The organism is Streptococcus oralis subsp. oralis, from assembly GCF_002096455.1.
Classification (GTDB): Bacteria; Bacillota; Bacilli; order Lactobacillales; family Streptococcaceae; genus Streptococcus; species Streptococcus oralis_CY.
Map to the genome: position 1 here is coordinate 362,867 of NZ_NCUL01000007.1, position 20,390 is coordinate 383,256.

Consider the following 20,390-nt stretch of genomic DNA (forward strand, 5'->3'; position numbering starts at 1 on the left):
GTTCAATAGTTCTCAAGGATAAGACTTTTTCCTTGCATTCTATTGATATTTGATTATGATTAATAGAGAGGCAGTTGCCATTATATCAAGCTGTCTATCCGTTCATTTAGGACGAGTAATTATGATGAACTATCAATCAGAAAAGAAGACTAGAAAGAAGACTGTATGGATAATCGACCAATTGGTTTTTTGGATTCGGGTGTCGGGGGCTTGACTGTTGTACGTGAGCTCATGCGCCAGCTTCCCCATGAAGAAATCGTCTATATTGGAGATTCGGCACGGGCGCCCTATGGTCCCCGTCCTGCTGAGCAAATCCGTGAATATACTTGGCAGTTGGTCAACTTTCTCTTGACCAAGGATGTCAAAATGATTGTCATTGCTTGTAACACTGCGACTGCGGTCGTCTGGGAAGAAATCAAGGCCCAACTAGATATTCCTGTCCTAGGTGTGATTTTGCCAGGAGCTTCGGCAGCTATCAAGTCCAGTCAAGGTGGGAAAATCGGAGTCATTGGAACGCCTATGACGGTCCAATCAGACATCTATCGTCAAAAAATCCATGATTTGGATCCAGACTTACAGGTGGAAAGTTTGGCCTGTCCCAAGTTTGCCCCCTTGGTGGAGTCTGGTGCCCTGTCAACCAGTGTTACCAAGAAAGTGGTTTATGAAACCCTGCGTCCCTTGGTCGGCAAGGTGGATAGCCTGATTTTGGGCTGTACCCATTACCCACTCCTTCGCCCTATCATCCAAAATGTCATGGGGCCTAAGGTTCAGCTCATCGATAGTGGGGCAGAGTGTGTACGGGATATCTCAGTCTTACTCAATTATTTTGAAATAAATCGTAGCCGAGATGCGGGACCTCTTCAACATCGTTTTTACACAACAGCCAATAGCCAAAGTTTTGCCCAAATAGGAGCAGAATGGCTGGAGAAAGAGATTCATGTGGAGCATGTAACTTTATGACAAACAAAATTTATGAATACAAGGATGACCAGGACTGGTATGTCGGTGTCTGGGATGTCTATGGAGGCATCTATAGCCTTATCAAAGATCCGCTTGAGCTTGATTTTATGGATTTAGCGCGGATTTTTCGTGACGAAGAAAATGGCTTCCCGATTACGATAACGGTGATGCGCTGGTCTTCTAACTTTCGTTTGCTCTCCTTTATCGTCGAGATTTTAAATGCAGAAGCAGGACGTAACTTGGAAGTCATCCAACGTCAGGGGGCTCTGCTCTTGGTTGAAAATGAGCAACTCCTGCATGTAGAATTGCCTAAAGAAGGAGTCGATGTAGAAGCCTTCTTTGAAACTAGCAAGGTTAGAGAAACTCTGCTCATTGCTACTCGTAACGAAGGCAAGACCAAGGAATTCCGAGCTATCTTTGACAAGTTAGGCTACGATGTGGAAAATCTCAATGACTATCCAGATCTGCCTGAAGTAGCTGAAACAGGTATGACCTTTGAAGAAAATGCCCGTCTCAAGGCAGAAACCATTTCCCAATTAACAGGCAAGATGGTTCTAGCAGATGACTCAGGTCTCAAAGTCGATGTCCTAGGTGGCTTGCCAGGAGTCTGGTCAGCCCGTTTCGCAGGTGTGGGAGCTACTGACCGAGAAAACAATGCCAAACTCTTGCACGAATTGGCCATGGTCTTTGATCTCAAGGACCGTTCGGCTCAGTTCCATACGACCCTAGTTGTAGCCAGTCCAAACAAGGAAAGCTTGGTTGTTGAAGCTGACTGGCCAGGCTATATCAATTTTGAACCCAAGGGTGAAAATGGCTTTGGCTACGATCCTCTCTTCCTTGTAGGAGAGACAGGCAAATCCTCAGCTGAATTAACCCTGGAAGAAAAAAATAGTCAATCCCACCGCGCCCTAGCCGTTAATAAACTTTTGGAGGTATTTCCATCATGGCAAAGCAAACCATCATTGTAATGAGTGACTCCCATGGCGATAGCTTGATTGTGGAAGAAATCCGTGATCGCTATCTGGGGAAAGTTGATGCCATTTTTCACGATGGTGACTCTGAACTCCGTCCAGACTCTCCGCTATGGGAAGGTATCCATGTCGTCAAAGGAAATATGGACTTTTATGCTGGCTACCCAGAACGTTTGGTAACTCAACTTGGTCCAACCAAGATCATCCAGACGCATGGGCACTTGTTTGACATCAATTTCAACTTTCAAAAGTTGGACTACTGGGCTCAGGAAGAAGAAGCGGACATCTGTCTCTATGGTCACTTGCATGTGCCAAATGCTTGGATGGAAGGCAAAACACTCTTTTTAAATCCAGGCTCCATCAGCCAACCAAGAGGAACCATCAGAGAATGCCTCTATGCCCGTGTGGAGATTGATGACAGCTATTTTAAAGTAGACTTTTTGACACGTGACCATGAGGTTTATCCAGGCTTGTCCAAGGAGTTTGCTCGATGATTGCCAAAGAATTTGAAGCATTTTTATTGGAGCAGGAAGAGACATTTCTTACCCCTGCTGAGAATCTAGCAGCCTTGATCGATACCCATAACGCTGACCATGCGATTTTAGTGTTGAGTCAAATTACCTATACCCGTATCCCTGTTGTGACCTTTGACAAACGCTTTGTCGGTACTATTGGTCTGAGAGACATTTTGGCTTATCAAATGGAGCAAGGTTTGACGGATGAGCAGATGGCAACGACAGATATCGTCAATATGACCAAGACAGATGTGGCAGTCGTCGCTCCAGACTATAATATCACTGAAGTCCTCCATAAACTGGTAGATGAACCTTTCTTGCCAGTCGTAGATGGTGAAGGAATTTTCCAAGGAATCATCACGCGCAAGTCCATCCTCAAGGCAGTTAATGCCCTCTTGCATGACTTTAGTAAGGAATATGAGATTCGATGCAAATGAGAGATAGCATTTCAGCCTTTTTAGAGGGAAAGCAGGATTTGTCTGCCAATTCCAAGCAGTCTTACAGGTATGATCTGGAGCAATTTTTAGACATGGTAGGGGAGCGGATCTCTGAGACTAGTCTCAAGATTTACCAAGGCCAGCTAGCCAATCTAAAAATTAGCGCCCAGAAGCGAAAACTTTCGGCCTGCAACCAATTTCTCTACTTTCTCTATCGAAAAGGAGAAGTGGACAGTTTTTACCGTCTGGAATTAGCCAAACAAGCTGAAAAGAAGACTGAAAAGCCAGAGATTCTAGATCTAGACTCTTTTTGGCAGGAAAGTAATTATCCAGAAGGACGCTTGCTGGCGCTTCTTATCTTGGAAATAGGGCTCTTGCCAAGTGAGATTTTAGCCCTCAAGGTTGCAGATATCAATCTGGATTTTCAAGTGTTGAGAATCAGCAAGGCTTCCCAACAGAGGATTGTCACCATACCTACGACCTTGATTCCAGAGCTAGAACCCTTAATGGGGCAGACCTATCTCTTTGAAAGGGGAGGGAAAGCCTATTCTCGTCAGTGGGCCTTTCGTCAGCTGGAGTCCTTTGTCAAGGAGAAAGGTTTCCCAGAACTATCAGCCCAAGCCCTACGGGAACAGTTCATTCTAAGACAGATAGAAAACAAGGTCGATTTGTACGAAATTGCAAAAAAACTAGGATTAAAAACAGTTCTGACCTTAGAAAAATATAGATAATGGATATTAAATTAAAAGATTTTGAAGGGCCCCTGGACTTGCTCTTGCACTTGGTTTCCAAATATCAGATGGATATCTACGATGTGCCCATTACGGAAGTTATCGAACAGTATCTAGCCTATATCTCAACCCTGCAGGCCATGCGTCTGGAAGTGACGGGTGAGTACATGGTCATGGCTAGTCAGTTGATGCTGATCAAGAGTCGCAAGCTCTTGCCAAAGGTAGCAGAAGTGACAGACTTAGAGGATGACCTGGAGCAGGACCTTCTCTCCCAAATCGAAGAATACCGCAAGTTCAAACTCTTGGGTGAGCACTTGGAGGCCAAGCACCAAGATCGGGCCCAGTACTATTCCAAAGCGCCGACAGAGTTGATCTACGAAGATGCGGAGCTTGTGCATGATAGGACGACTATTGACCTCTTTTTGGCTTTTTCAAATATCCTAGCCAAGAAAAAAGAGGAATTCGCACAGAATCACACGACCATCTTGCGGGATGAGTATAAGATTGAGGACATGATGGTCATCGTAAAAGAGTCCTTGACTGGACAAGACCAGTTGCGCTTACAGGATTTGTTCAAGGAAGCCCAGAATGTTCAAGAGGTTATTACCCTCTTTTTGGCAACCCTAGAGTTAATCAAAACTCAGGAATTGATCCTCGTGCAAGAGGAGAGTTTCGGAGATATCTATCTCATGGAAAAGAAGGAAGAAAGTCAAGAGGCACAAAGCTAGACTTGATAGAGAGGAAAGATGAGTACTTTAGCAGAAATAGAAGCGCTCTTATTTGTAGCAGGTGAAGATGGGATTCGGGTTCGTCAGTTGGCTGAACTCCTCTCACTTCCCCCGACAGGCATCCAACAGAGTTTAGAAAAATTAGCCCAGAAGTATGAAAAAGACCAAGATTCGAGCTTGTCCCTGATCGAGACAGGTGGTGCATACAGATTGGTCACCAAGCCTCAATTTGCAGCGATTTTGAAGGAATACTCCAAGGCACCCATCAACCAAAGTTTGTCTCGGGCTGCCCTTGAAACCTTGTCCATCATTGCCTACAAGCAGCCGGTTACCCGAATTGAGATTGATGCTATTCGTGGGGTCAACTCGAGTGGAGCCTTGGCAAAGTTGCAGGCTTTTGACTTGATTAAAGAAGACGGGAAAAAAGAAGTGTTGGGGCGCCCCAACCTCTATGTGACTACGGATTATTTCCTAGATTACATGGGAATTAACCATTTGGAAGAATTACCAGTGATTGATGAGCTTGAGATTCAAGCTCAAGAAAGCCAATTATTTGGTGAAAGGATAGAAGAAGATGAGAATCAATAAATATATTGCCCACGCAGGTGTGGCCAGTAGGAGAAAAGCAGAAGAGTTGATCAAGCAAGGCTTGGTAACCGTCAACGGCCAAGTGGTACGTGAACTCGCAACGACTATCAAGGCTGGTGATAAGGTTGAAGTTGAAGGCCAGCCTATCTACAACGAAGAAAAGGTCTACTACTTGCTCAATAAACCACGCGGAGTGATTTCCAGTGTGACAGATGATAAGGGCCGCAAGACTGTTGTGGATCTCTTGCCTAATGTCAAAGAACGCATTTACCCTGTGGGACGTTTGGACTGGGATACATCAGGTGTCTTGATTTTGACCAATGATGGGGACTTTACAGATGAAATGATTCACCCCCGTAATGAGATTGACAAGGTCTATGTCGCGCGTGTTAAAGGTGTGGCTAATAAGGACAATCTCCGCCCCTTGACCCGCGGTCTTGAGATTGATGGCAAGAAAACCAAGCCAGCTGTTTATGAAATTCTCAAAGTGGATCCAGTTAAAAATCGCTCTGTGGTACAGTTGACCATCCATGAAGGACGTAACCATCAGGTTAAAAAGATGTTTGAAGCTGTCGGTCTTCAAGTGGATAAGTTGTCTCGGACACGTTTTGGACACCTAGACTTGACAGGTCTTCGTCCAGGAGAATCCCGTCGCCTTAATAAAAAAGAAATCAGCCAACTACACACTATGGCTGTAACCAAGAAATAATGAAACGCATCTTAATAGCGCCAGTACGCTTTTACCAACGTTTTATCTCCCCAGCCTTTCCACCTTCTTGTCGCTTTGAGCCGACTTGTTCCAACTACATGATTCAGGCTATTGAAAAACATGGCTTCAAGGGTGTTCTGATGGGCTTGGCTCGGATTTTGCGTTGTCATCCTTGGTCGAAAATAGGCAAGGATCCCGTCCCAGACCACTTTTCACTCAAACGAAATCATAAATAAAACGAATTACAATGGCGATTCGTTTTATTTATAAGCAGTTTCAAGTTGGAATGATGATTCCCACTACCCTTCTCCTATAAAAAGTGGTAAAATGGAGGACAGAAAGAAGGAACTGATATGACAACATTATTTTCAAAAATCAAAGAAGTAACAGAAATCCCTGCAATCTCAGGTCATGAGGCACCTGTCCGTGCTTATCTTCGTGAAAAGTTGACACCGCATGTGGACGAAGTGGTGACAGATGGATTGGGTGGTATTTTTGGTATCAAACATTCAGAAGCTGCCGATGCACCCCGTGTTTTGGTCGCTTCTCACATGGACGAAGTTGGTTTTATGGTCAGCGAAATTAAGCCAGATGGGACCTTCCGTGTCGTTGAAATCGGTGGTTGGAATCCAATGGTAGTCAGCAGCCAACGTTTCAAACTCTTTACTCGTGACGGTCGTGAAATTCCTGTGATTTCAGGTTCTGTCCCTCCACATTTGACACGTGGAACAGGTGGACCAACCATGCCAGCTATTGCTGATATTATCTTTGATGGTGGTTTCGCGGATAAGGTTGAAGCAGAAAGTTTTGGAATCCGTCCAGGTGACACCATTGTCCCTGATAGTTCTGCTATCTTGACAGCCAATGAAAAAAATATCATCTCTAAAGCTTGGGACAATCGCTACGGTGTTCTCATGGTGAGCGAGTTAGCTCAAGCCCTTTCAGGTCAAAAACTCGGAAATGAACTCTATCTTGGCTCTAACGTCCAAGAAGAAGTTGGTCTCCGTGGCGCTCATACTTCCACAACTAAGTTTGATCCAGAAGTCTTTCTGGCAGTTGACTGTTCACCTGCTGGTGATGTCTACGGTGGCCAAGGTAAGATTGGAGATGGCACCTTGATTCGCTTCTACGATCCAGGTCACTTGCTTCTCCCAGGTATGAAGGATTTCCTTTTGACAACGGCTGAAGAAGCTGGCATCAAGTACCAATACTACTGTGGAAAAGGCGGAACGGACGCTGGAGCAGCTCATCTGAAAAATGGTGGTGTCCCATCTACAACTATCGGTGTCTGTGCACGTTATATCCACTCTCACCAAACCCTCTACGCGATGGATGACTTCCTAGAAGCCCAAGCTTTCTTGCAAGCCTTGGTGAAAAAATTGGATCGTTCAACGGTTGATTTGATTAAAAATTATTAAACATAAGGGAGGTTGATCGGGATGGAAGAAGCAAATCTAGAAAGCCTTATAAAAGACCTCTACAATCATGCCCGTCAGGGCTTGAGTGACGATTTAGTTGCTGCTCTCCTAGAGACTGCTAAGAGGCTGCCTACTACAAATGAGCAGTTACTAGCAGTCCGTCTCTCAGGACTGGTCACCCGTGAATTGCTCACCAATCCCAAACATCCGGCACCTGAGTTGCTCAACTTGGCTCGCTTTATCAAAAGAGAAGAAGCCAAGTACAGAGGAACCGCGGTTTCTGCTATTATGTTTGGAGAGCTATTTAAAATGCTTTGATTCCATTGTGAATCAAAGCATTTTTTTTACGTTAGAAAAAATTTTCTTGATTAAGAGACGAAAAAAACCACCTAAATTAAGGTGGCTTCTTACCAATTAAATTTGTTCAGCAATGACCTTTTCAGCTAGGTTCATAGCATGGTCAGACACACGAGTGTAGTGGGAAATGATGTCGATGAAGTTGACCCCAGCTTGTGTAGAACACTCACCCTTGTTAAGGCGTTTGATATGGGTCTTTCTGAGAATGCGTTCCATATTGTTGATTTCTTTATGGCGTTCAATTAGACTTTGAGCTTTCTCAGTATCGTTGTTTTCCACACTATCAAGGGCATCTTTGATGAACTCAGTGGTAGCGTGATAAATCTCAGCTAGCTCTTTCAAAGCGGCCTCAGAGAACTGAACATTCTTGCGTTGGAGATAGTCTGTTAGGTTGATTAACCCTTCTGCGTGGTCTCCAATCCGTTCCAAATCACGAGACGAGTCGAGGATGTTGGTTAGGATTTCACTTTCCTTTTGACTCAATGATTCGCTTGAAAGGCTAATCAGGTAACGAGTGAGTTTTTCGTCAATTGTGTTAATAGCTTCTTCAGTCTTGTGCCCTTTCTCCGCTAGTTTTTCATCTAGATTGACGATATAGTCGTAGGAAAGGTCAAAAGCTTTTGCAGCATAGTTCCCCAAGTGAAGAAGTTCTTTTTTGGCATTTCCTAGAGCGATAGAAGGTGCCTGTTTGATGAGTTGTTCATCCAAGTAGAGAGCCTCGTATTTAACAACTTCATCTTCACCAGGAATGAGCTTGGTTACAAGGTAAGCTAAGGCACCGATGAATGGGAACTGGATAATGGTATTTGTAATATTAAAGGTTCCGTGAGCAAAGGCAATGGTCATTTCTGGAGCTAGATTGAGCGCCGATTCAAACCATTGAATCAAGCCCGTGAAAGGAACAAGGAAGACAATACAGATAACCGTACCAATTACGTTAAAGGCGACATGGGCACCGGCAACACGTTTGGCAGCGATATTGGCTCCAAGAGAAGCAATGATGGCTGTAATGGTCGTTCCGATATTATCACCAAACAAGACCGGTAGGGCACCTTGTAGGTCAATCAAACCACTTGCGTACAGATTCTGTAAGATACCGATAGTTGCGGATGAAGCCTGAATGAGTAGGGTCAGCCCAGTTCCAACAAAGACACCTAGAATAGGACTCTTACTTAGTTCAACCATGTAGTCTCTAAAGACTTGCAGGTCTTTTAGGGGTTCCATTGCACCGCTCATAAGATTGAGAGCGAAGAAGATACCTCCTACACCAAAGATAATCCGTCCAATGTTATTGATGGAGCGATTCTTGGTGAAGAAGAGACAAACTGCTCCGATAAAGAGCATAGGTAAGGCGTAATCTCCTAGCTTAAAACCGATGATAAAGGATGTAACGGTGGTTCCAATATTGGCACCCATGACAATACCGATAGCCTGACGCAAGGTCAAAAGTCCTGCACTGACAAGTCCTACTGTAATGACTGTAACACCAGAACTTGATTGAATCAGCGCCGTCATACCGATACCAACCAGCACACCGAAGAAGGGATTGCTGGTATATTTGTCAATGTAAAAACGAAGGCGATCTCCAGCAGCTTGTTGCAAACCGTCTCCCATGGTCTTGATACTATATAAAAATAGTCCCAGACCACCTAAAAAGTGAAATAAAATTTCCTGCCAATTAATGGACATTTCTTTTTCCTCCGAAAAATAATAACGGAATTTCTCCTATTCTATTTTAAAGGATAAAAGTAAATCTCACAAGTGTTTAGCTGAAATTTTCATAAGAAACAAGAACTTTCTTTTAAAATGAGAGATAGATTCCCTTTAAGATAGATGATTTATAGGATTGTGTCCAAATTTTACTGATTATTATCCTAGTTATAGTTTTTATGTTAAATAGATTGACATCGCTTTCATATAGTATAAAATGAAGATGATCCTGTTCTGGTGGTGTGCACTGAGAACAGTTACTTTTTATCAAAAAGTAAAGCGCTTACTTTATATTTTATTAGGAGGATAAGATGAAAGATCTATTTTTTGAAAAACGTTGCCGTTACAGTATTCGTAAGCTGTCAATCGGGGCTTGTTCCTTGATGATTGGTTCAGCTCTATTTGCGAGCCCAGCTCTTGCCGAACAAGTCGCAGTCCCTGAAACAGCTGCAAATACGAGCGCCCAAGCTACAAGCGCTAGTGAAACAACTAATCCAGATACTGCAGCCCTTGAAAAACAATTAGAGGAAACAGAGAACAAAGTAGCTGAGCAACCAATTTCAGAAAACACTCCAGCAATAACGGATCTGGTTAATGAAAAAGAAGAAGCAAAGCCAACTCCGACAGATAAAACTGAAAAACCTACTCAACCAACTGAAAAAGAAGAAGTTAAACCAGAGGAAACTCCTCAAGTAGCTGAGAAGAAAGCCGACAAACCGACTCTAGCAGACGTTCCTAAAAATGAAGAAAAGAGTCTCCGACCAAAAGAAATCAAATTTGATACCTGGGAGGATTTGTTGAAATGGGAACCGGGTGCGCGTGAGGATGATCCCATTAACCGTTCATCAGTTGAACTCGCCAAGCGCCATAGAGGCCAGTTGGTTAATGAAAAAGCAAGCAGAAGAGCCAAGGTTCAAGCTCTAGCAAATACCAACTCAAAAGCTAAAGACCACGCTTCTGTCGGTGGTGAGGAATTCAAGGCCTACGCTTTTGATTACTGGCAATACTTGGATTCAATGGTCTTCTGGGAAGGTCTAGTTCCAACTCCAGATGTCATTGATGCCGGTCACCGCAACGGAGTTCCCGTTTATGGAACACTCTTTTTCAACTGGTCAAATAGCATTGCCGACCAAGAGAAATTTGCAGCTGCCTTGAAACAAGATGCAGATGGCACCTTCCCTATCGCACGGAAACTTGTCGATCTTGCTAAGTACTATGGCTTTGATGGATATTTCATCAACCAGGAAACAACGGGGGAATTGGTAGCACCTCTTGGTGAAAAAATGCGCCAATTCATGCTCTATACAAAAGAATACGCAGCCAAAGTCAACCACCCAATCAAGTATGCTTGGTACGATGCCATGACCTACAAATATGGTCGTTACCACGAAGATGGTCTAGGTGATTACAACTACCAGTTCATGCAAAAAGAAGGAGACAAAGTCCCTGCAGATCAATTTTTTGCCAATTTCAACTGGAACAAGGAAAAGAATGACCACTCCGTAGAGATGGCAAAATGGCTAGAACGTAGCCAGTATGATGTCTTTGCAGGCTTGGAATTGCAACAAGGTGGCTCTTATAAGACCAAAGTCAAATGGGATGCCCTCTTAGATGAAAAAGGCAAGTTGCGTTTGTCACTTGGACTTTTTGCACCAGATACGATTACCAGTCTAGGAAAAACAGGCGAAGACTACCACAAGAACGAAGATATCTTCTTCACAGGCTACCAAGGAGATCCAACGGCTCAAAAACCAGCTGACAAAGAGTGGTATGGGATTGCCAATTTAGTTGCTGACCGCACACCAGCAGTTGGCCGAACCTTCACGACCTCTTTTAATACAGGCCATGGTAGAAAGTGGTTTGTAGACGGTAAAGTTTCTAAGGATTCTGAGTGGAACTACCGTTCGGTTTCAGGTGTCTTGCCAACATGGCGCTGGTGGCAGACTTCAACGGGGGAAAAACTTCGTGCAGAATATGACTTTACAGATGCCTATAATGGAGGTAACTCCCTTAAATTCTCAGGTGATGTAGCTGGTAAGACGGACCAGGATGTGAATTTGTATTCTACCAAACTAGAAGTAACTGAAAACACCAAACTTCGGGTTGCCCACAAGGGAGGAAAAGGCTCTAAAGTTTATATGGCCTTCTCTACGACTCCAGACTACAAATTTGAGGATGCAGCTGCATGGAAAGAACTGACTCTCTCTGATGACTGGAAGAATGAAGAATTTGACCTTAGCTCACTAGCTGGAAAAACCATCTATGCAGTCAAACTCTTCTTCGAGCATGAAGGTTCTGTAAAAGATTACCAGTTCAACCTAGGACAATTAACTATCTCGGACAATCACCAAGCGCCACAAGCACCTACAGGTCTCTCAGTAGTGAAACAATCTCTTAAGAATGCCCAAGAAGCTGAAGCAGTGGTTCAATTTTCGGGTAACCAAGATGCAGATTTCTATGAAGTCTACGAAAAAGATGGAGATAACTGGCGTTTGTTGACAGGATCATCTGCTTCAACCATCTACTTGCCAAAAGTTAGCCGTTCTGCTAATGCGACTGGTACGACTCAAGAATTGAAGGTCGTTGCAGTTGGTAAAAATGGCCTTCGTTCCGAAGCTGCGACGGCATCCTTTAACTGGGGGATGACAGTTCAGGATACGACTCTTCCAAGACCTTTAGCTGAAAATATCGTTCCAGGTGCAAAGGTTATTGGTAGCACTTTCCCAAATACTGAAGGTGGAGAAGGTATTGAAGGTATGTTGAACGGTACGATTACAAGTCTGTCAGACAAGTGGTCTTCAGGACAATTGAGCGGTAGTGTGGATATTCGCTTGACCAAGCCACGTACCGTTGTTAGATGGGTCATGGATCATGCGGGAGCTGGTGGAGAATCCGTAAACGACGGTTTGATGAACACCAAGGACTTTGATCTTTACTACAAGGATACAGATGGCGAGTGGAAACTAGCTAAGGAAGTCCGTGGCAATAAAGCGCACGTGACGGATATCACTCTTGATAAACCAATCACCGCCCAAGACTGGCGTTTGCATGTCATTACATCTGATAACGGAACACCTTGGAAAGCCATTCGTATCTACAACTGGAAGATGTACGAAACCTTGGACACAGAAAGTCAAAATATTCCAATGGCTAAGGTAGCTGCTCGTTCACTTGGAAACCATCAAGTTCAACTTGGTTTCTCTGATGTTCCAGCGGGTGCAACTATCACCGTTTACGACAAGGCAGATTCACAAACACCAATTGCAACCTTGAAGTCTGAAACTGGAGGCGACTTGGCAACAGCACCATTGGGCTTTGACAAGCAACCAACTCTCCTCTACTATCGTACCCAACTACCTGGCAAAGAAATCAGTAACACCTTGGCAGTAGCAATTCCGCAGGATGAGAGAAAAATTGCTGCAGTTAGCCTTGAAAAAGGACCTAAGAAGATAGTTTACAAAGAGGGAGAAAAACTTGACCTTAGAGGTGGGACTCTCCGTGTTCAATACGAAGGGGGACAAGCCGATGAGCTGATCAACCTTACTCACTCAGGTGTGACAGTATCTGGCTACAACGCTCATCAAAAAGGGGAACAAAAGCTCACAGTCAGCTACCTTGGACTTCCAGTTACTGGTGCCTTGAAGGTACAAGTGACTGGTCAAGATGAAGGGAAGCCGAAAGAAGTAGCAGGCTTGTACATTACTCAGAAACCGAAAACAGACTATCTAGTAGGAGAGCAACTGGATCTTGCAGAAGGTCGCTTCGGCGTTCTCTATGATGATGAGACAGAAGAAAGTCATGCCTTCACAGATCAAGGTGTTGAAATTACAGGCTACGATGCTCAGAAGACTGGACGACAAACCTTGACCTTGCATTACAAGGGACACACCGCCGAGTTTGATGTCTTGGTTTCTCCAAAAGCAGCTGTCAACGATGAGTACCTCAAACAAGAAATCACTGCTGCCCAAGGCCGTCAGTCAACTCTTGCCTACACCTTCTCAAGCGAGGACAAACAAGCAGCACTAGTAGAGAAGCTCAATGCAGCGAAAGCTGTTGCAGAAAACCATGATGCCAGTCAAGAAGAGGTCAACAGAGCTTTGAATGAGTTGAAACAAGCAGGGACAGACCTGGATGGAAATCAACGTTATCAGACTGCTAGAGAAGAATTGGAAGGCTTGCTCGAATCTGTCCGTGAAAAAGATTCCCAAGCTGAGTTGATTGAACAAGCAGAAACTTTATTAGCTTCAGAGATGCCAACTCCTCAAGCGTTTGCGGAAATGAAAGAAAAGCTAAATAAGAAACTAGCTCCTGCAGAAGAAAGTCACCATGTTGGAAGTATGGATCCAAATGAAGTGGCTCCAACGGTTGAGGCCCTCCCTGAACTAGTTATTGAAACTGAAACAACAGCCTTTGAACGTCAGGAGCGACCAAACTCCGAACTTCTCAAAGGACAACGCCGTATTGTGCAAGCTGGAGTTGAAGGTCAAGTCCGTCGCTTTGTAGAAGTAGATAGCCAAGGCAAACGCACTCTTCGTTCGACTGAGGTAGTCAAGGAAGCTCTTCCAGAAATCACCGAAGTTGGAACAAAAGTTCTATCAAGCAACCAACCAGCTGAAGGTGTGAAAGATTTAGTTCTAGAAACTCCGAAACTGGAAATTGAAGAGGGGACAGTTTCCTTCGAACGTCAGGAACGACCAAATGCAGCCCTTCTCAAAGGACAACGCCAGCTAGTTCAAGCAGGAGTTGAAGGCCAAGTTCGTCGCTTTGTAGAAGTTGATGCTCAGGGCAAACGCACCCTTCATTCTACTGAGGTTCTCAAGGAAGCTCTTCCAGAAATTGTTGAAGTAGGAACGAAAGAGGATCAAGTCTCACAAACAAGGGATCAAGCTCTTTCAGCAACACCAGCAAAAGTTGAAGAAGTAAGTAAAGAGCTGCCAAATACGGGAGCGACAAGAGATGCTAGTCTAGTAGCGCTGGGACTTCTCGGAGTAATGAGTGGCTACGGCTTGCTCTCTAAAAAGAGGAGAGAAGACTAATCAGATTTACGAATCTTGGATTTTCTCATAAAAATAAAAAAACAAGGTTTGACTGTAGATTAGTTAGACCTTGTTTTAATTACTTATTTTATGAGGTCTTTCTAGTTTTAATTTTAAAAAAAGTAGTTTCAGTTGCAAGAATGAACAAGAAAAGTTTAGGGTTTTTCTATCTCTTTTGCGGATTTTGTGATATAATTAACACGTATAAAAAAAGAAGGAGTCATATCTAATGGCAAAATTGACTGTTAAAGACGTTGACTTGAAAGGGAAAAAAGTTCTCGTTCGTGTTGACTTCAACGTACCTGTTAAAGATGGCGTGATTACCAATGACAACCGTATCACTGCAGCTCTTCCAACTATCAAGTACATCCTTGAACAAGGTGGACGTGCAATCCTCTTCTCTCACCTTGGACGTGTAAAAGAAGAAGCAGACAAAGAAGGTAAATCACTTGCTCCTGTAGCTGCTGACTTGGCTGCTAAATTGGGACAAGAAGTTAAATTTATCCCAGGTGTTACACGTGGTGCTGAATTGGAAGCCGCTGTTAACGCTCTTGAAGATGGACAAGTTCTCTTGGTTGAAAACACTCGTTTCGAAGATGTTGATGGCAAGAAAGAATCTAAAAACGATCCTGAACTTGGTAAATACTGGGCATCACTTGGAGATGGCATCTTCGTAAACGATGCATTCGGTACAGCTCACCGTGCACACGCATCTAACGTTGGTATCTCAGCAAACGTTGAAAAAGCAGTTGCTGGTTTCCTTCTTGAAAACGAAATTGCCTACATCCAAGAAGCTGTTGAAGCTCCAGAACGTCCATTCGTAGCGATCCTTGGTGGTTCAAAAGTATCTGACAAGATCGGTGTCATCGAAAACTTGCTTGAAAAAGCTGATAAAGTTCTTATCGGTGGTGGGATGACTTACACATTCTACAAAGCTCAAGGTATCGAAATCGGTAACTCACTTGTAGAAGAAGACAAATTGGATGTTGCGAAAGCTCTTCTTGAAAAAGCAAACGGCAAATTGATCTTGCCAGTTGACTCAAAAGAAGCAAACGCATTTGCTGACTACACTGAAGTGAAAGACACTGAAGGTGAAGCGGTTGATCCAGGTTTCCTTGGTTTGGATATCGGTCCAAAATCTATCGCTAAATTTGACGAAGCTTTGACTGGTGCGAAAACAGTTGTATGGAACGGACCTATGGGTGTATTTGAAAACCCTGACTTCCAAGCTGGAACAATCGGTGTCATGGATGCTATCGTGAAACAACCAGGTGTTAAATCAATCATCGGTGGTGGTGACTCAGCTGCCGCAGCCATCAACCTTGGCCGTGCAGACAAGTTCTCATGGATCTCTACTGGTGGTGGAGCATCAATGGAACTCCTTGAAGGTAAAGTTCTTCCAGGATTGGCAGCCTTGACTGAAAAATAAATAGTTAACTAAAGGAAGATGGTGTGACCATCTTCTTTTTAATTTAATTTATAAATAGGTGGAATTTTTCTATAAATAAAAAAAAAGAGTAAATATTTGCATCCTGCTTTGTAAAGTGCTAATATGAAAAGTAACGACTAAATTTAGATAAGGAAAAGGATTATAATGAAAAATAAAAAAGAAGTCTATGGATTTCGTAAAAGCAAAGTTGCGAAAACGTTGTGTGGTGCTGTTTTAGGAACTGCTTTGATTGCTTTTGCAGACAAAGCAGTATTTGCTGATGAAGTTACAGAGACAACTAGTACAAGTACAGTTGAGGTAGCTACTACAGGGAACCCAGCCACAAATCTACCTGAAGCTCAGGGTGAAATGAGCCAAGTTGCCAAAGCAAGCCAAGCTAAGGCTGGTTCTAAAGACTCAGCTTTGCCAGTAGAAGTATCATCAGCTGATTTGGATAAAGCAGTTGCTGATGCAAAATCTGCAGGAGTTAAGGTGGTTCAAGATGAAACAAAAGACAAAGGAACAGCCACAACTGCTACAGAAAATGCTCAAAAACAAGATGAAATTAAAAGCGACTATGCTAAACAGGCTGAAGAAGTAAAGACAACGACTGAAGCATATAAAAAGGAAGTCGCAGCTCATCAGGCTGAAACAGATAAAATCAATGCTGAAAACAAAGCAGCGGATGACAAGTACCAAAAAGATCTAAAAAGTCATCAAGAAGAAGTTGAAAAAATCAACACTGCTAATGCAACAGCTAAAGCAGAATATGAGGCTAAGCTAGCACAATATCAAAAAGATTTAGCAACTGTCAAAAAAGCAAATGAAGATAGTCAACAGGATTATCAAAATAAACTTTCAGCTTACCAGACAGAATTAGCTCGAGTACAAAAAGCTAATGCTGAAGCTAAAGAGGCTTATGATAAAGCAGTAAAAGAAAACACTGCGAAAAACGAAGCGCTTAAAGCTGAAAATGAAGCGATTAAACAGCGTAATGAAACTGCAAAAGCGAATTATGAAGCAGCGATGAAGCAGTATGAAGCAGACCTTGCAGCTATTAAGAAAGCTAAAGAGGATAATGATGCTGATTATCAAGCTAAATTAGCAGCTTATAAAACAGAATTGGCACGTGTTCAAAAGGCTAATTCTGATGCAAAAGTAGCCTATGAAAAGGCTGTTGAAGAAAACAAAGCTAAAAACAATGCTATCCAAGCTGAAAATGAAGCTATTAAACAACGAAATGAAACAGCCAAGGCAACTTATGAGGCTAAAATAGCACAATACGAAAAAGACTTGGCAGCAGTCAAACAAGCGAATGCAGCTAACGAAACAGACTACCAAACTAAGTTAGCGGCTTATCAGACAGAACTAGCTCGCGTTCAAAAGGCAAATGCTGATGCTAAAACAGCTTATGAGAAGGCTGTTGAAGACAACAAGGCAAAAAATGCAGCGCTCCAAGCTGAAAACGAAGAAATCAAGCAGCGGAATGCCGCGGCTAAAACTGACTATGAAGCAAAATTAGCTAAATACGAAGCTGATCTTGCCAAATATAAGAAAGAGTTGGCTGAGTATCCGGCTAAGTTGCAAGCTTATGAAGCTGAGCAGGCCAAAATTAAGGCAGCTATGGCTTTAGCAGAATCAAAGAAGAATGAAGATGGAAACTTGAGTCGCCCAAGTGCTCAAAGTTTGATTTTCAAATCGGAGCCTAATGCTGAACTTTCATTGACTACAACTGGTGAATTTGTTAGCTATACTGGCATGGAAGCAGCTGTGAAGAATACTGCAGAATTTGCCAATAAACTCTTCCAGTTGGATAACTTTAAAGTAACAGACATTCAAAATGCTAACTACCAGACAAACAAACAGGAAAGCTTTGGTACAGTCGGTAAGTATTCTGAGTACAATTCAAATGTAACAAGTGGTAAGGGACCAACTGAATGGTCTTCAGTCCTGCTGAAACGAGGTCAGTCTGCAACAGCAACTTATACGAATCTTCAGGGGACTTACTATCAAGGAAAAAAAGTTTCTAAAATCGTCTATACTTATACTCTTGATCCTAGTTCCAAGTTCCGCAATGATAAGGCTTGGTTGGGAATTTTTAAAGACCCAACGATGGGGGTTTTCGCTTCGGCTTATACTGGTAATACAGAAGATGCTACCTCTCTCTTCGTTAAGACTGAGTTTCAATTCTATGATGAAGATGGTCAAATTATTAATTTTGACAAGGCCTTGATGTCTGTAGCGTCTCTTAACCGCGAAGCAAACTCAATCGAGATGGCTAAAGATTATACTGGGAATTTCATCAAAATTTCGGGTTCTTCAGTTGGTGAAAAGAACGGCCAAATTTATGCGACAGAATCTGAAAACTTCAAAAAAGGAGTTGGTGGTTCCCGCTTCACCATGTATAAGAATAGTCAACCAGATTCTGGTTGGGATAATGCAGATGCACCAAACTCTTGGTATGGTGCGGGAGCAGTGGAAATCTCAGGTCCTTCAAATAGTATGACTATCGGAACAATTTCGTCTTCAGAAGTGTTGGGACAGCCTGCAGCGAATGATCCACGTAGAGCAGAGAAATTATCTCCCAAAAAGCCAAATATTTGGTTTGCGATTAACGGAAATGTTCGAGCAACTAATTTGCCAACCATCACATTAGAAAAACCAACTCCGCCAGTAGAACCAACTGCACCACAAGCTCCAACTTATGAAGTAGAGAAACCACTGGAACCAGCTCCAGTAGTACCAAACTACGAAAATGAGCCAACTCCACCGGTAAAAACTCCAGATCAACCGGAGCCATCAAAACCAGAAGAGCCAACATATGAGACAGAGAAACCATTGGAACCAGCTCCAGTAGCACCAAACTACGAAAATGAGCCAACTCCACCGGTAAAAACTCCAGATCAACCAGAGCCATCAAAACCAGAAGAGCCAACATATGAGACAGAGAAACCATTGGAACCAGCTCCAGTAGCACCAAGCTACGAAAATGAGCCAACTCCACCGGTAAAAACTCCAGATCAACCAGAGCCATCAAAACCAGAAGAGCCAAATTATGATCCATTGCCAACACCACCGGTAGCACCAACTCCTAAGCAGTTGCCAACACCACCAGCGGTGCCAACAGTTCACTTCCATTACAATCGTCTTTTTGCACAACCTCAGATTAATAAAGAAATTAAAAATGAGGATGGAGTAGATATCGACCGTACTCTAGTTGCTAAGCAGTCTGTAGTGAAGTTTGAGTTGAAAACGGAAGCTTTAACTGCAGGGCGTCCAAAAACAACTTCGTTTGTATTGGTAGATCCACTTCCAACGGGCTATCAGTTTGATTTGGAAGCGACCAAGGCTGCAAGCAAAGGTTTTGAAACAAGCTATGACAAAGCTAGTCACACTGTAACCTTTAAGGCTACTGAGGAGACCTTGGCTGCTTTCAATGCAGATTTGACAAAATCCTTTGAGACTCTATATCCAACTGTTGTTGGTCGTGTCTTGAATGATGGGGCGACTTATACAAATAACTTTACCTTGACAGTCAACGATGCCTACGGTGTCAAGTCAAACATTGTTCGTGTAACGACTCCAGGTAAACCAAATGATCCTGACAATCCAAATAACAACTACATCAAGCCTTTGAAAGTTAACAAGAACAAGCAAGGTGTGAATATTGATGGCAAAGAAGTTCTAGCTGGTTCAACGAACTACTATGAACTCACATGGGATTTGGACCAATACAAGGGAGATAAATCTTCTAAAGAAGCGATTCAAAATGGTTTCTACTATGTGGATGATTATCCAGAAGAAGCCTTAACCCTTCAACCAGAATTGGTTAAGATTCGTGATCTAGAAGGCAACCTTGTATCAGGTATCAGTGTTCAACAATTTGATAGTTTAGAAGCTGCGCCTAAGAAGGTTCAAGAGCTGTTGAAGAAAGCCAACATCACTGTTAAAGGTGCTTTCCAACTCTTCTCAGCTGATAATCCAGCTGAATTCTACAAGAACTATGTAGCAGCAGGAAAATCATTACTCATCACAGATCCGATGACAGTTAAACCTGAATTTGGGCAAACGGGTGGTAAGTACGAAAACAAAGCCTACCAAATTGATTTTGGAAATGGCTATGCTACAGAAGTAGTTGTCAACAACGTACCGAAAATCACACCGAAAAAAGATGTGACAATCAGTATGGATCCAAGCAGTGACAATATTGATGGCCAAACTATTCCGTTGAACCAGTACTTCAATTATCGTTTAATTGGTGGTTTGATTCCACAAAATCATTCTGAGGACTTGAATGACTATAGTTTTGTAGATGATTATGACCAAAAAGGTGATCAATACACTGGAAATTATAAAGTTCTTGCCAAGGTTGATATCCGATTGAAAGACGGTCGTGTTATTAAGGCAGGGACAGACTTAACAGCTGAAACACAGGTTGAACATGATCAAGATAGGGGAATGATTACCATTCGCTTCAAGGAAGAATTCCTTCAAGAGATTCAGTTGGATTCTCCATTCCAGGCTGAGACTTATATTCAAATGAAACGAATTGCTGTCGGAACCTTTGAAAATACCTATGTAAATACTGTGAACAAAGTTGCTTACGCTTCAAATACAGTTCGCACGACAACGCCAGAACCTAAGAAACCAGAGGAGCCAACAACTCCTACTCCAAATCCAAAAGGGAATCCTACTCTACCTCAAACAGGTACAAATGATTCAAGCTACATGCCATATCTTGGTCTAGCAGCTTTAGTAGGAGTTTTAGGACTTGGTCAGTTGAAACGTAAAGAAGATTAAA

Annotated in this window: 15 protein-coding genes; 14 read left to right on the top strand and 1 reads right to left on the bottom strand. The window is 42.9% G+C overall.

Annotation, left to right across the window (positions count from 1 at the left end):
- Window positions 1-165 precede the first annotated feature (165 nt).
- From racE to B7720_RS04235, 11 genes are all read left to right on the top strand, one after another.
- The gene (racE, locus tag B7720_RS04185) at window positions 166-960 is read left to right on the top strand and encodes a glutamate racemase (RefSeq protein ID WP_000370379.1); all 795 of its coding nucleotides are present in this window, start codon (window positions 166-168) and stop codon (window positions 958-960) included.
- The gene (locus tag B7720_RS04190) at window positions 957-1,928 is read left to right on the top strand and encodes a nucleoside-triphosphate diphosphatase (RefSeq protein ID WP_084856679.1); all 972 of its coding nucleotides are present in this window, start codon (window positions 957-959) and stop codon (window positions 1,926-1,928) included. Before racE ends, B7720_RS04190 begins: the two co-directional genes overlap by 4 nt.
- Window positions 1,904-2,425: a metallophosphoesterase gene (locus B7720_RS04195; RefSeq protein WP_001118944.1), complete on the top strand. Its 522-nt coding sequence runs from the start codon at window positions 1,904-1,906 to the stop codon at window positions 2,423-2,425. The genes B7720_RS04190 and B7720_RS04195 overlap by 25 nt, the downstream gene beginning before the upstream one ends.
- Entirely contained in the window at window positions 2,422-2,883 is a 462-nt protein-coding gene (cbpB, locus tag B7720_RS04200) for a cyclic-di-AMP-binding protein CbpB (protein WP_000560697.1), read from the top strand. Before B7720_RS04195 ends, cbpB begins: the two co-directional genes overlap by 4 nt.
- On the top strand, window positions 2,880-3,614 hold the full coding sequence (gene xerD, locus B7720_RS04205; protein WP_338108472.1) for a site-specific tyrosine recombinase XerD: 735 nt from the start codon (window positions 2,880-2,882) through the stop codon (window positions 3,612-3,614). Before cbpB ends, xerD begins: the two co-directional genes overlap by 4 nt.
- A complete protein-coding gene (locus B7720_RS04210; RefSeq protein WP_084856683.1) occupies window positions 3,614-4,342 on the top strand; it encodes a segregation/condensation protein A in 729 nt (242 codons plus the stop codon). Before xerD ends, B7720_RS04210 begins: the two co-directional genes overlap by 1 nt.
- A gap of 18 nt (window positions 4,343-4,360) precedes the next feature.
- Window positions 4,361-4,930, top strand: coding sequence for an SMC-Scp complex subunit ScpB (scpB, locus tag B7720_RS04215; RefSeq protein ID WP_084856686.1), 570 nt, complete (start codon window positions 4,361-4,363; stop codon window positions 4,928-4,930).
- Window positions 4,917-5,639, top strand: coding sequence for a pseudouridine synthase (locus tag B7720_RS04220; RefSeq protein WP_001222211.1), 723 nt, complete (start codon window positions 4,917-4,919; stop codon window positions 5,637-5,639). The genes scpB and B7720_RS04220 overlap by 14 nt, the downstream gene beginning before the upstream one ends.
- Entirely contained in the window at window positions 5,639-5,875 is a 237-nt protein-coding gene (gene yidD / locus B7720_RS04225; RefSeq protein ID WP_084856689.1) for a membrane protein insertion efficiency factor YidD, read from the top strand. The genes B7720_RS04220 and yidD overlap by 1 nt, the downstream gene beginning before the upstream one ends.
- Window positions 5,876-5,992: 117 nt before the next feature.
- Window positions 5,993-7,057, top strand: coding sequence for a glutamyl aminopeptidase (gene pepA / locus B7720_RS04230; RefSeq protein WP_084856691.1), 1,065 nt, complete (start codon window positions 5,993-5,995; stop codon window positions 7,055-7,057).
- Between the two features lie 21 nt (window positions 7,058-7,078).
- Complete coding sequence (locus B7720_RS04235; protein ID WP_000390584.1) at window positions 7,079-7,375, top strand: bacteriocin immunity family protein; 297 nt, start codon at window positions 7,079-7,081, stop codon at window positions 7,373-7,375.
- Between the two features lie 96 nt (window positions 7,376-7,471).
- Here the strand turns inward: B7720_RS04235 and B7720_RS04240 are convergent, their stop codons facing one another.
- Entirely contained in the window at window positions 7,472-9,103 is a 1,632-nt protein-coding gene (locus B7720_RS04240; RefSeq protein WP_000026625.1) for a Na/Pi cotransporter family protein, read from the bottom strand.
- A gap of 332 nt (window positions 9,104-9,435) precedes the next feature.
- Here B7720_RS04240 and B7720_RS04245 point away from each other — a divergent pair, with 332 nt between their 5' ends.
- The 3 genes from B7720_RS04245 to B7720_RS04255 all read left to right on the top strand — a co-directional run bounded on the left by B7720_RS04245 (window position 9,436) and on the right by B7720_RS04255 (window position 20,389).
- Window positions 9,436-14,160 carry an endo-beta-N-acetylglucosaminidase gene (locus B7720_RS04245; protein ID WP_084856693.1) on the top strand — a complete coding sequence of 1,575 codons (4,725 nt, stop codon included), beginning with the start codon at window positions 9,436-9,438 and terminating at the stop codon, window positions 14,158-14,160.
- Between the two features lie 229 nt (window positions 14,161-14,389).
- Complete coding sequence (locus B7720_RS04250; protein WP_001096770.1) at window positions 14,390-15,589, top strand: phosphoglycerate kinase; 1,200 nt, start codon at window positions 14,390-14,392, stop codon at window positions 15,587-15,589.
- A gap of 165 nt (window positions 15,590-15,754) precedes the next feature.
- Window positions 15,755-20,389: an antigen I/II family LPXTG-anchored adhesin gene (locus B7720_RS04255; RefSeq protein WP_084856695.1), complete on the top strand. Its 4,635-nt coding sequence runs from the start codon at window positions 15,755-15,757 to the stop codon at window positions 20,387-20,389.
- Window position 20,390: the final 1 nt, after the last annotated feature.

What these genes read in the sequence shown, in the direction of transcription:
- racE (WP_000370379.1), top strand. Translation starts at nt 166, where the DNA reads ATGGATAATCGACCAATTGGTTTTTTGGATTCGGGTGTCGGGGGCTTG.
- B7720_RS04190 (WP_084856679.1), top strand. Translation starts at nt 957, where the DNA reads ATGACAAACAAAATTTATGAATACAAGGATGACCAGGACTGGTATGTC.
- B7720_RS04195 (WP_001118944.1), top strand. Translation starts at nt 1,904, where the DNA reads ATGGCAAAGCAAACCATCATTGTAATGAGTGACTCCCATGGCGATAGC.
- cbpB (WP_000560697.1), top strand. Translation starts at nt 2,422, where the DNA reads ATGATTGCCAAAGAATTTGAAGCATTTTTATTGGAGCAGGAAGAGACA.
- xerD (WP_338108472.1), top strand. Translation starts at nt 2,880, where the DNA reads ATGAGAGATAGCATTTCAGCCTTTTTAGAGGGAAAGCAGGATTTGTCT.
- B7720_RS04210 (WP_084856683.1), top strand. Translation starts at nt 3,614, where the DNA reads ATGGATATTAAATTAAAAGATTTTGAAGGGCCCCTGGACTTGCTCTTG.
- scpB (WP_084856686.1), top strand. Translation starts at nt 4,361, where the DNA reads ATGAGTACTTTAGCAGAAATAGAAGCGCTCTTATTTGTAGCAGGTGAA.
- B7720_RS04220 (WP_001222211.1), top strand. Translation starts at nt 4,917, where the DNA reads ATGAGAATCAATAAATATATTGCCCACGCAGGTGTGGCCAGTAGGAGA.
- yidD (WP_084856689.1), top strand. Translation starts at nt 5,639, where the DNA reads ATGAAACGCATCTTAATAGCGCCAGTACGCTTTTACCAACGTTTTATC.
- pepA (WP_084856691.1), top strand. Translation starts at nt 5,993, where the DNA reads ATGACAACATTATTTTCAAAAATCAAAGAAGTAACAGAAATCCCTGCA.
- B7720_RS04235 (WP_000390584.1), top strand. Translation starts at nt 7,079, where the DNA reads ATGGAAGAAGCAAATCTAGAAAGCCTTATAAAAGACCTCTACAATCAT.
- B7720_RS04240 (WP_000026625.1), bottom strand. Translation starts at nt 9,103, where the DNA reads ATGTCCATTAATTGGCAGGAAATTTTATTTCACTTTTTAGGTGGTCTG.
- B7720_RS04245 (WP_084856693.1), top strand. Translation starts at nt 9,436, where the DNA reads ATGAAAGATCTATTTTTTGAAAAACGTTGCCGTTACAGTATTCGTAAG.
- B7720_RS04250 (WP_001096770.1), top strand. Translation starts at nt 14,390, where the DNA reads ATGGCAAAATTGACTGTTAAAGACGTTGACTTGAAAGGGAAAAAAGTT.
- B7720_RS04255 (WP_084856695.1), top strand. Translation starts at nt 15,755, where the DNA reads ATGAAAAATAAAAAAGAAGTCTATGGATTTCGTAAAAGCAAAGTTGCG.